The sequence below is a fragment of the Leptolyngbya sp. AN10 genome (genome assembly GCF_050565645.1).
Taxonomy (GTDB): Bacteria; Cyanobacteriota; Cyanobacteriia; order Leptolyngbyales; family Leptolyngbyaceae; genus Leptolyngbya.
The window spans coordinates 69,728-79,964 of sequence record NZ_JBNXVP010000033.1 but is presented as its reverse complement, the minus strand read 5'-3'; the positions used below and the strand labels follow the sequence as shown (position 1 = coordinate 79,964).

Genomic DNA, 10,237 nt, shown 5'->3' with positions numbered 1-10,237 from the left:
CAATGATGCCGTCAAACTTGCGGGTCGGGGTCAACGTTTTCGACTCACTGAAGGGGCTTTTGACTCTTTTACCCTACCGCGTTCTCATGGCTTTGGATAGTCAAAAGTCATAATGAGAATTGCTGAGCAAATCCTCAACGAGTTGCACCTGCGCTTCTGTATTGCGAACGATCGTATCGAGCGCCTTTTCCAATGTGACTTCATCAAATCGGCGGGTTTGCAGAATTTTTGCCCAACCAGAGATCGAATTGAGCGGCGATCGCAGTTCATGGGCGACGACTGCCACAAACTCATCCTTACTCCGGTTCGCCGCTTCCGCTTCTGCCCGTGCTGCTTCTGTCTGAGCCAGCAATCGTTCGCGTTCCGCTTCCGCCAGTTTGCGATCCGTAACATCTACGGCTGCTAAAATTGCGTAACTCGGACGCGGAGAATTACTAGATCGATCAAAGAAAACCTGCTTCCGTACACTCAGCCAGCGCACTTCGCCGTTTTGCCACACCACGCGATGTTCACGCGCAAACCAGCCTTCTCCTGCGGGATCAAGCACTTGAGAAATGATGGCAAAGAGTTCCTCGCGCTCTTCGGAATGAAACGTGGCATGGACGCGATCGCGAGTGACAATTAGACCTTCTGAATCGATGCCATAGAGTGCTGCCGCTTCTGGGGACAGATCTACGGTGTTCGAGCGATAATCAAACTTAGCTAACGCAAAGCCTGCTACTTGCATTCCCAACTGTAGCCGTTCGCTAGATTCCTGTAAGCGTTGTTCAGCGTGTTTGCGTTCGGTAACGTCGATCGCTGCCAAAATTGCATAGTCTGGACGTGGAGTTTCACCAGATCGATCAAAGAAGACTTGTTTGCGAACTTGGAGCCAGCGCACTTCGCCGTTTTCCCACACTACGCGATGCTCACGGGCAAACCAGCCGGAACCTGTTGGAGAAATAACCTGCTGGATAATCTGCGCGAGTTCAGCACGATCGTCTGGGTGAAAGGTAGCATGGATACGATGGCGAGTCACGACGAGTTCATCCGGGAGAAGTCCGTATAACGTTGCCGCTTCAGGTGAGAGTTCAACGCTATTCGTTTTGTAGTCAAATTTCGCCAATGCCACCCCTGCAACTTGAATTCCGAGTTGCAATCGCTCCTCAGATTCCCGCAGGCGTTGTTGAGCCTGTCGGCGCTCGACTTCATGCTGAATCCGTTCAACTTCACTCCGCACACGATCGCTAATGTCCCGACCTTCAGGAATAATCAACACCACTTGCCCAGATTCATCGCACACAGGCTTGAGCGAGAAATCGATCACTGTGGTCGAATCGCCTGCCCCCAAGACTTCGACCTCATAGCGCACAAATTCACCTTGAGCCGCACGTGCGATCGCCTCTCGCAGTTGAGCTTGTGTTTCCGTAGAAATCGTCCACCACTTTGCTTCCCAGAAGGGGCGATTCAATACGTCCTCATACGTCAATCCACCAAAATCAAGCGCTGTTTGATTCGCTTCAATCAAAGTTCCATCCGGCGTGAGCAATCCCGTAAATTGATAAGTGGTATTAAAGATAGCGCGGTAGCGTTGTTCTCGTTCTTGGAGGGCAATTTCAGCTAATTTGCGATCGGTAATGTCTCGCCCCACTGCTTGCAATCCCACAAGCTGCCCATCGTCATCAAAGATGGCACGATTCGTCCACTGCTGCCACCCGATCTCACCCTCCGGTTTCAGAACCGGATGTTCATGTGTGATGATCGCATTCTCTGGTGTCACTGCACTCAGTTCATCAAGCTGCTCCTGTACGGCAGGACGATCGCGTTCTGGAACGAGAGTGAGAAAATTTTGCCCCATTAATTGATCGGGCGTTGAGCCAAAGTAGCGACTGTAGGCTTGATTAACAAAGGTGAGAGTGCCTTCGGGCGTGAATCGACAGATCAGTTCCGTCTGGTCTTCCACGATCGCTCGATACCGTTCTTCGCTCTGTCGTAACTGAAGCCGCAATCGCGTATTCTCGATCGCGCTTCGCAGAGTTAGTTGCAACAGTTCCGGTGTCAGACGCTGTTTTACCAGGTAGTCTTCAGCGCCCAATTTGATCGCTTGAACCGCTACCGTTTCATCGCCGCGCCCGGAGATCATTACGACGGCTGGTGTTTTCCCTCGACTCTGAGCCTGTAGCGATCGCAGGAAGAATAATCCATTACCATCCGGCAGCACATAATCGAGCAGAACGGCATCGATCGTTTGGGTTCGGCACAACTCTAACGCTACTGCGACGCAATCCGCTTCGACAAAGGAGTAAGCTTCGCTGGAATCGGACGTGAGATAGCGTCGATAGAGTTCTCGATCGAGAGCGTGATCTTCAACAAGTAGGAGAGTTGGCATAAGGCGATTCATCACGAAAAAATTCTTCTGGCGGCGCGGTTAGAGGTTAGAAGAAGGCAATAACACTTTTTGGACAGTACCACAACCGATTGAGTTAGCCGTTTCTATCGTCGAGGGAGAAAGCTCCGCTTCGAGTAATTGCCATCCTTGAACCGGAGTCACCGCAAGCGGCATCCCGCCCTCTTTCAACGCTCTTAACACCTGTCGAGCGGTTTCCCGCTTTACCTCTGCCCTTTGAGCGATGTCTTCTACCCGCAAACGCTGACCAGAATGGCAAACATCAAGCACTTTCAGCGCGAGTTGGTACGGCTCATCCAAGTAAGGGCGGACTTTAGCTTGCAGGTTATCGGGCAGGTAGCGCCGAAACCAGACGAGAAACTGAGTTGCCGATCGAATCTTATCCGTGCTGGTTTTATTCAAACCAAACGCTCCTAAAAGTTAGCAGAGAACTCTGCACGACCAGAGATGCGATCATGCAGATTCTACAGTAGCAATCATCCTATCAGGAGGAAAATCTACCTTAAGAAGTAGGCTAGAGCATCATTGTTCTTGCTTGTGGAAGATTTGGCAGCTTGACAGTTGCAGTCGTACCTTGATTCTCTTCTGCACTAAAGATTTCGATCTCGACTCAACTGCTACCAGATTTGATCATTAGTGACTTGGGAATGCCGCTCATGGATGGGGGTTGAGTTCATCCAACGAGTGCGACAACTTCCGGCTGAACAAGGTGGACAAATTCCACCGATCACGGTGACCGTCTATGCTCGTGAGGAAGATCAAAGTGCTGCGATCAAGGCTGGATTTCAGGCGCATCTGACGAAACAGAACGAAGCTGCAAAATTGCTCAAAACTGTTCTCCAATTAAGCAAGAACTAATCTACTCAGAAGTTTCCCAATGGCTAACTGCATTACTCTTGCTGTTTCGGGTAGATGTAGCGGTAGTAGGTTGATTCAGAGATTTTAAGCGATCGACAAATATCTTTGACTGTTTGTGTTGGGTCGGCTGCCAGTGTTTTACCAATTCTAATCTGTTGCGGGGTCAGAGATCGCTTACGCCCTCCCTTTCTGCCTCTAGCTTTCGCCCTCTTCAAACCAATTCGCGTTTTTTCGGTCAGAACCTGCTGTTCAGTCTCAACTAATGCCCTCAGTACTCGCAGCATTTCTGAACGATCGTAGCGCTCTGTGTCTAAATTCTCTTCCAAGCTTCTAAAGCTGATACTGCGATCGTGTAATTCAATAATCCACTCGAATAATGGCTTCAGCGGTTTACCAACTCGCTCCAGTCGCCACACGACTAGGACATCACCCGGACGCGCGTAAGCGATCGCTTCATCGAGTCCAGGCTGTTCTGCTCCTGGCTCAGTGGTGATATCCATGAAAATGCGATCGCACCCCGCCTGATTGAGAGCGTCAGTTTGCAGGTCTAGCGTTTGGTCATCAGGCGAAATTCGTCTGTAGCCAATCAACATGAACCATTATCTGTAATCTTCTTTAACACTCTACGGTCATGAAAATTACGAACCGGAAAATTAGAATTATCATTTTGATAGTAGTTGCGAAACTTACCTTCAAAACTCTAGAAACTAGAAAGCAATTGAAATATTGATTATCAAAAATCCCCCTTTTTGAGAGGCAGAAATACTGAAAAGAACGGCTGATTTGAATATAAAAACAAGCTTAAGAAACTTACTGATTCAGAAACATAACCTCTTAGTTATCGGTTTAATCAATCACAACTACGTAGAAGAGAATCACTTAACTATATAGAAATTAAATTCAGTAGTATACGAAGCAAATCAATATTTGCTTGATAGCAAAAACTTATGTTTGAGAGCTTGGGAAGTCCATCGTATCAGGATTTTGTCTCGCGCTTCTGGTTGTCGATCGCTTAAAACTCACACTCAAACAAACGAATTCAAGCTAGGGCTTTTCAAGAAGAATATAAACTGGTTTATCCGTAATCTCTCTAAATTATTTACGTAAACACTTTCTAAATGAACACAGTAGCCTTGTACCATTTCAACTTGTAAACTTTGCTAAGAGCTTGAACTATCCGATTAAGATACTTTTGTCTCGAATTTCAGCAGACTTACAAATTCGATCAGGGCAGCACACCAAATTCATTTTCATTTTCATTCACGAAGTCTTATCTGAGATCTTCGCGACGAAGCTTTAGTGTTTCTTGAATATTAGGAGTCAAAACGATGGCATTCCCTTCGTTGCAGTCTGACTTGGCTCGATCTCTTCACTTAAGTCGGAAGAATCGACTAAGCCAATTTATTCCATTCGTCGCCTGTTTGGGTTTAACTGCTTTGCTGGTGATCACTCACTTCCCTGTTTCCATTTGGTTCATGGTTGCTCTAGCAGCTTTAGTCATCCGATTCTTTGAATGGATTCCGCTCCTTACTGCTCATCCTTGGTTCCGCCGATGTGGAGGCTGGAGAACGTTGGGCGCGATCATCGGAGCCTTGTTCTTTGCAGGCATTACCCTTAGCTCTGAGCCTGCATCGGCTCAATTGTTTAATTCTGCCGAAGAGCAAGCGACTACGATCTTCGGAGCGTACATTGATAGCGGCATCATCACGTTTCTATTCGGATTGCTCAGAATTGTGGTCTGGGTGACTGCCGTTGGCTTTGTATTGTTCGCCGTTTACCAAGCGCAACGGGGAGAACAATGGCAACCTTTAATGCAAAACGCATTTATTGTTGTCGCTGCCGTTGTGGTTGTAGAGGGACTCAGCGCAATGTTCTTCGGTGGGGATAACACAAATGCTACAGCACCCAAAACGTAGGTAGTTATGGCTGAACGAGATCGCGCCGATCAATTCCGTCCCGTTAACCAGAGCTTAGGAAAGCAACCCAGCTTAGGTCCGATTCCAGCCGCTTTACTCGCCCCTTCTCTGGTTATCTTGGTCGGCTCCTATTTCCTAGTCCACGTTGTACTTTCACTCGGATTCGTATGGTTTCTGCTTGTCAGTGCCTGGGGTCTATGTACTTGGTGGCTTGTCGTTGGCGAAAGAACCTGGAGATTTACGAATAAGTTCGTTCCACCTCCCGACTGGAATCGGGGCTATGTTCACTACACCCGTTGTTTAGAGCAAGAACATGACGAAGAAACGAGTCAGCACTAAGCACTATCATTTCAAACCCTTTGAAAACGAATCTCATCTCGAATTCATTTGTAGTCTAGAACTACGAGGTCGCAATGTCGGCGCGTATTTGCTCAAGAAAGGGCGCAAGTACTCCTTCGTGTTTGGTTTCCGAGTTGCAGGAATTCATACTCTACTCGCCAGCGGTCAAGCAGAAACAGTTCTTGCTCGATTGGAAGAAGGATCAAAAGGGTTGCGACCGGGCGATCGACTTCGGATTCATCTACGATCGTTTGCCAACGATGTCGATCGCCAACAAGAGCTAGAACACTTGATCAACTCAACCGACAATCTAGAAACTCAGTTCCTACTCTTGGCGCAGCAGCGATCAACACGAGAATTAACCCTGCGAGGTGAACGACAACCGAAGCAAATCTATCTGTTTGCAACTTACACGATCGAGCCAGGACGAGGAACCAGTAAAGATCGTACTGAGAAGCTCTTAGCGTGGCTTGTCAATCAATACGAAACGCTCAAAGGCATGAAGGAGTCGAAGGAAAAAACGCATTATTTGGAGCTTTTGACTCAAGCCTTTACCGATGGTTATTTATATTGGGAGCAGCAAGTGAACACCCGCATGGGGCTTAATGGAATTCCATTGACTGCTACCGAACTCTGGAACTATGTGTGGGGTGAGTTTAATACTCGACCATCAGTTCCTTTACCTCAATGCCTGATTCTACGAGAAGCTGAGGGAACCGTGAACCTAAGCGAAGAGATCCGAGAGCCGTATCACGCCCTCAGTGTGCTAATTCGTGGGGAGAACGGTAGACCGAGCCATCCAAAGGCGGATCGTGAGTGGGCATGGGTTAAAGGCAGATACGTGGGAGCGATCGCGCTGGAGACAAAACCACCTGGATTTGCTTCACCGGAACATCAGCTTTACTATCTTTGGAAAGTGTTTTCCCAATTTCCTGATTGCGAGTTTGTTTGTGAATTGGCGGCTGCTGATCGCGTCATGACTCGGATCACTCTGCAACGGCTCACAAAGCAGAATTACACTGCGACTCACCGAGCCGCCGAACTCAAAAACGTTGATGTTCTCTCACAAATGCGGATGAAAAAGGGGGTGGAAGCTCAGGAGAAAATTCTTGAAGGTGCGATGCCAGTTTGGGTTTCAGTCATCGCACTCATTTATCGCAATGATCCACATACACTGTCTGAAACTTGCCAAAAGCTAACGAATGCTTTTCCGCAAGGTGACTTCATTCGAGAAACTGAGGTTGCCTGGTCTTTGTGGTTAAGGTCATTGCCGATCGTCGATGATTGGTTGTTAGGTGCCGATCGCAAACAACTCTATCTCACTAATGAAGCACCCGGATTAATGCCCCTTGCCTGCACTCGACCTGTCGATTCACGAGGAATAGAATTTATTACTCGCGAGGGCAATGCGCCGCTTTTAATCGACTTCATCACCAAGCATCGCGGCATTTTCATCATGGGAGAAACCCGCAGTGGTAAATCTGTTGTGATGTCTGACATCTTCACTTGTGGGATTGCTAACGGAATGCACGTTATTTCGCTGGACTATCCAAAAGCTGATGGAACAACCACTTACACAGACCTGGTGAAATTCTTCGGTGATCAAGGTGCTTACTTTGATATTGGGTCAGAAGCAAACAATTTGTTTCAAATTCCCGATGTCCGACATCTTCCCGAAAAGCAGCAGACTGAGAGACTCGATGATTACAAGGAGTTTCTCGTTAAAGCTCTCAGCATCATGGTGATGGGGACAGAAACAGAAGGGCAACTGGGGAAACGAGTTCATACTGTCTTATGGCAGGCGATCGCAGCGTTCTTCAGCGATTTACACATTCAAGCACGGTATGATGCCGCTTTTGAAGCGGGATTTGGCAGCGAAGCTTGGTTTAAGATGCCAACCCTCGTTGACTTCATTCAATTGGTAACGCATCTGGATCTAGAAATCGAATCTGAGATGATCTCCGAAGCGATCGCAACAATTCTTCTAGAGCTAAAAGGTTGGCTCACCAGTCGGGTTGGTAAAGCCATTTCGCAACCCAGCACGATTCGCACCGATGCCAAATTCATTGTATTTGCTCTAAGAAACGTGGGTGACAACATTGAAGCCGCAGTTTTAGCATTATCGGCTCAATCAATGGCATTTAGAAAAGCATTGGAGGTGACAGATAGTATCCTCGCGATCGACGAAAGCCCGATTCTATTCAAATACAGCGGAATTGCTCAGATTATTGGGCAAGTCTGCGCCAACGGTGCGAAGTCGGGCATTCGCCCGGTCATTAGTGGACAAGACCCAGATACGATCGCGAACTCGGTCGCTGGTTCTCAAATTCTTCAAAACCTCAATACTCGCCTGGTTGGTGCAATTCAGCCGAACTCGCTTGCTTCATACCAACGGTTTTTCGGCTATGATCCCAGCGTATTAATGCGGAACACTGATGAGTCTTTCCGAACTGATCCGACGCGGCTCTGCTCTCATTGGCTTGTCGATGCTGATGCTCGATTGACTGAATGTAGTCACCATCCCTCACCAGAGTTACTGGCAGCCGTCGCAAACAATCAAAAGGAGCAACGGGCACGACATCGGGTATTGGCTCAACATGACAACAAGTTTCACGGGTACGCGGCTTTTTCTAAACTCTATGCCGAGGCAGTTCGAGCAGGTCGATCGATGGATACGATCGCACCAGTTTCCGAAAGAATCGCAGCAGAGGAAACACCGCAGGTAGAAAACACAACGCTTTCTAACGCTGCAACAACTGAAAATCTGACCTATATCAACAACGGACACAAATCAATGTCATTGATGTAATCGCAGAGGAACTGAAAATGAAAAAATCGCGAATACTTAAACGATTCGTCATCGGAACAGGTACAGTCATCCCATTAATGGTTGCTGGTGTTGCTACCGCATCATTCATGCCGGGAGGCGTTGGGGATGAAGTACAGCAATGGGTGTTGAATAACTATCTCAATCCCTTAGCTCGAATTCAGCAGCAATTCAGTGAGCTTGATCCAATTTTTGACACGATGATGAAGGTTGCAATGGGCGGTGCATGGAACGAATTAGAGTCAACGACTGGCTCCAACGCGCCTGACCCATACAAAGTTCGGACAACGCAAACAGAAATTAATCCAGGCGTTCTGACCACAAATCCAGTTGTGCGCCAGCGAGATTTAGCAAACCTCTACGATCAGGAACTAGCGAGATCGATGTCTGCTCTGATGCTTGGAGAAACTGGAAAGAAGACCATTCAACAAGAAGCCGATCGAACTTCAAAGATTGTCGAGACCAGTCAGAAAGGATACCAAGAAACCCAGAAGCTGGCTCAACAGGCGAAATCGCTGACAGTTACCCAAGATGTTATGAAGAATAATTCTGAAATCAATTCAGCACTAGCAGGAATTGTGACGAATCAAGCTCAACTGACCGCCGATAATCACACGGCATTGTTGCAAATTCAGCAGCTTGATAGCGCGATCGCAGAACTCTCCGCGAATACCAGCGAAGGCATCGATGAGTCAAATCGTCGCGCCCGTGTTGCCAGACAGCTAGAGATTGGCGGCGAAACTCGTACTGATCTCTACATTCCTGGTCTTTATGGCACTCAGGACAATTCGACGAAGAGGTAGTTATGTTCACCTTAGCTCAAGTGACAGGGGCAAAAACCATCATTGAAGATAGCATCAGCCAAATTGAGAAAGTTCAGGGAGCTTGGGATGCTCGATGGACGGATATCTTTAATGGGGCGAATGGTCTGTACAACGGCATTAACGTTTTTGCTGCCACAATTGTTGTGGGTGCTTTTGTCTTTTTTGCTGTCGGCTGGGTTAAAGACGCGATCGAGCGCGGTATTTTTCCAGCACTACCAGACGTAATTTGGGTATTTGTCATTTTTGCATTGCTCTTTAACAACGGAGCTATGTTAGGATCAACGACATTAGGAATCCGAAACATCATCAACGACCAAACGCGAAAAGTACTAGAGGTACAGATCGGTGAAGTTTCAATGCTAGAAGCGCTCAATGATGTCGTTGTTTCCCAACAAGCAAAAGCTTTAGTTCAGCAACAGTACACTGAATGCGAAGCAAAAGAGGGACAAGCACAGATTGACTGCTTTCGAGAGGCAGGTAAGCGAGCCGAGGATCTGTTAACTCAGGAATATCAGCAAAAAGGCTGGATGACAGTCGGGGTGCAGAGACTTTGGGAACGGCTACGGGCGATCGATGAAGGATTGAGCCAAGAGTATCAAAAACGAGATCTCGCAGGCAAAGTTCTAACGGCTCCAGGCTTACTTACAAACTTTATTCGAGAAGGACTCATTGCCACCGCAGGTCAAGCGGTTGCCCAACAGATTCTTAAAGGACTTCAATGGGCATTCGCGAACCTGATTGAACTATCGATGTTGTTGACCGGACTGATTGGACCAATCGCTGTCGCTGGCTCAGTTATTCCGCTTCAAGGTCGTCCGCTCTGGGCATGGTTGATCGGCTTCTTCAGCTTAGGACTTGCTAAATTTTCCTACAATGTTGTCGTTGGGCTTGCTGCTACTGTCGTTGTTGCGGCTGATGCTCAATCCTCTTCAGATATTGGGTTTCTCTTACTCATCAGTGTTTTGTCACCTGTCTTAGCCTTGGCTCTCGCAGGTGGTGGTGGGATGACGGTCTTTCGAGCCGTTTCCGGTGGTGTTTCTCGAATTATTTCAATCAGCACTACCACACTGCCAATCAAGTAACTCAC

9 protein-coding genes are annotated in these 10,237 nt (G+C 47.7%); 6 read left to right on the top strand and 3 right to left on the bottom strand.

Annotated elements, in window-relative coordinates:
- Positions 1-100 precede the first annotated feature (100 nt).
- Both ACQ4M5_RS31665 and ACQ4M5_RS31660 read right to left on the bottom strand, forming a co-directional pair.
- Complete coding sequence (locus ACQ4M5_RS31665; protein WP_430679796.1) at positions 101-2,368, bottom strand: PAS domain S-box protein; 2,268 nt, start codon at positions 2,366-2,368, stop codon at positions 101-103.
- 39 nt (positions 2,369-2,407) lie between these two features.
- On the bottom strand, positions 2,408-2,788 hold the full coding sequence (locus ACQ4M5_RS31660; protein WP_430679795.1) for a hypothetical protein: 381 nt from the start codon (positions 2,786-2,788) through the stop codon (positions 2,408-2,410).
- A 282-nt stretch (positions 2,789-3,070) separates the two neighbouring features.
- On the opposite strand from ACQ4M5_RS31660, the gene ACQ4M5_RS31655 reads away from it, so the two are divergent.
- Positions 3,071-3,244 carry a hypothetical protein gene (locus ACQ4M5_RS31655; protein WP_430679794.1) on the top strand — a complete coding sequence of 58 codons (174 nt, stop codon included), beginning with the start codon at positions 3,071-3,073 and terminating at the stop codon, positions 3,242-3,244.
- Positions 3,245-3,276: 32 nt separating this feature from the next.
- Here the strand turns inward: ACQ4M5_RS31655 and ACQ4M5_RS31650 are convergent, their stop codons facing one another.
- Complete coding sequence (locus ACQ4M5_RS31650; RefSeq protein ID WP_430679793.1) at positions 3,277-3,837, bottom strand: recombinase family protein; 561 nt, start codon at positions 3,835-3,837, stop codon at positions 3,277-3,279.
- 735 nt (positions 3,838-4,572) lie between these two features.
- Between ACQ4M5_RS31650 and ACQ4M5_RS31645 the strand changes: the two genes are divergently transcribed.
- Genes ACQ4M5_RS31645 through ACQ4M5_RS31625 form a run of 5 tightly spaced genes read left to right on the top strand, consistent with a single transcriptional unit; the run spans position 4,573 to position 10,232 of the window.
- On the top strand, positions 4,573-5,160 hold the full coding sequence (locus ACQ4M5_RS31645) for a hypothetical protein (RefSeq protein WP_430679792.1): 588 nt from the start codon (positions 4,573-4,575) through the stop codon (positions 5,158-5,160).
- Positions 5,161-5,166: 6 nt separating this feature from the next.
- Entirely contained in the window at positions 5,167-5,499 is a 333-nt protein-coding gene (locus tag ACQ4M5_RS31640; RefSeq protein WP_430679791.1) for a hypothetical protein, read from the top strand.
- Positions 5,474-8,308, top strand: coding sequence for a hypothetical protein (locus ACQ4M5_RS31635; protein ID WP_430679790.1), 2,835 nt, complete (start codon positions 5,474-5,476; stop codon positions 8,306-8,308). The genes ACQ4M5_RS31640 and ACQ4M5_RS31635 overlap by 26 nt, the downstream gene beginning before the upstream one ends.
- Before the next feature lie 17 nt (positions 8,309-8,325).
- A complete protein-coding gene (locus tag ACQ4M5_RS31630) occupies positions 8,326-9,129 on the top strand; it encodes a hypothetical protein (protein ID WP_430679789.1) in 804 nt (267 codons plus the stop codon).
- 2 nt (positions 9,130-9,131) lie between these two features.
- Positions 9,132-10,232 carry a hypothetical protein gene (locus tag ACQ4M5_RS31625; protein WP_430679788.1) on the top strand — a complete coding sequence of 367 codons (1,101 nt, stop codon included), beginning with the start codon at positions 9,132-9,134 and terminating at the stop codon, positions 10,230-10,232.
- Positions 10,233-10,237: the final 5 nt, after the last annotated feature.

What these genes read in the sequence shown, in the direction of transcription:
- ACQ4M5_RS31665 (WP_430679796.1), bottom strand. Translation starts at nt 2,368, where the DNA reads ATGCCAACTCTCCTACTTGTTGAAGATCACGCTCTCGATCGAGAACTC.
- ACQ4M5_RS31635 (WP_430679790.1), top strand. Translation starts at nt 5,474, where the DNA reads ATGACGAAGAAACGAGTCAGCACTAAGCACTATCATTTCAAACCCTTT.
- ACQ4M5_RS31650 (WP_430679793.1), bottom strand. Translation starts at nt 3,837, where the DNA reads ATGTTGATTGGCTACAGACGAATTTCGCCTGATGACCAAACGCTAGAC.
- ACQ4M5_RS31645 (WP_430679792.1), top strand. Translation starts at nt 4,573, where the DNA reads ATGGCATTCCCTTCGTTGCAGTCTGACTTGGCTCGATCTCTTCACTTA.
- ACQ4M5_RS31625 (WP_430679788.1), top strand. Translation starts at nt 9,132, where the DNA reads ATGTTCACCTTAGCTCAAGTGACAGGGGCAAAAACCATCATTGAAGAT.
- ACQ4M5_RS31630 (WP_430679789.1), top strand. Translation starts at nt 8,326, where the DNA reads ATGAAAAAATCGCGAATACTTAAACGATTCGTCATCGGAACAGGTACA.
- ACQ4M5_RS31640 (WP_430679791.1), top strand. Translation starts at nt 5,167, where the DNA reads ATGGCTGAACGAGATCGCGCCGATCAATTCCGTCCCGTTAACCAGAGC.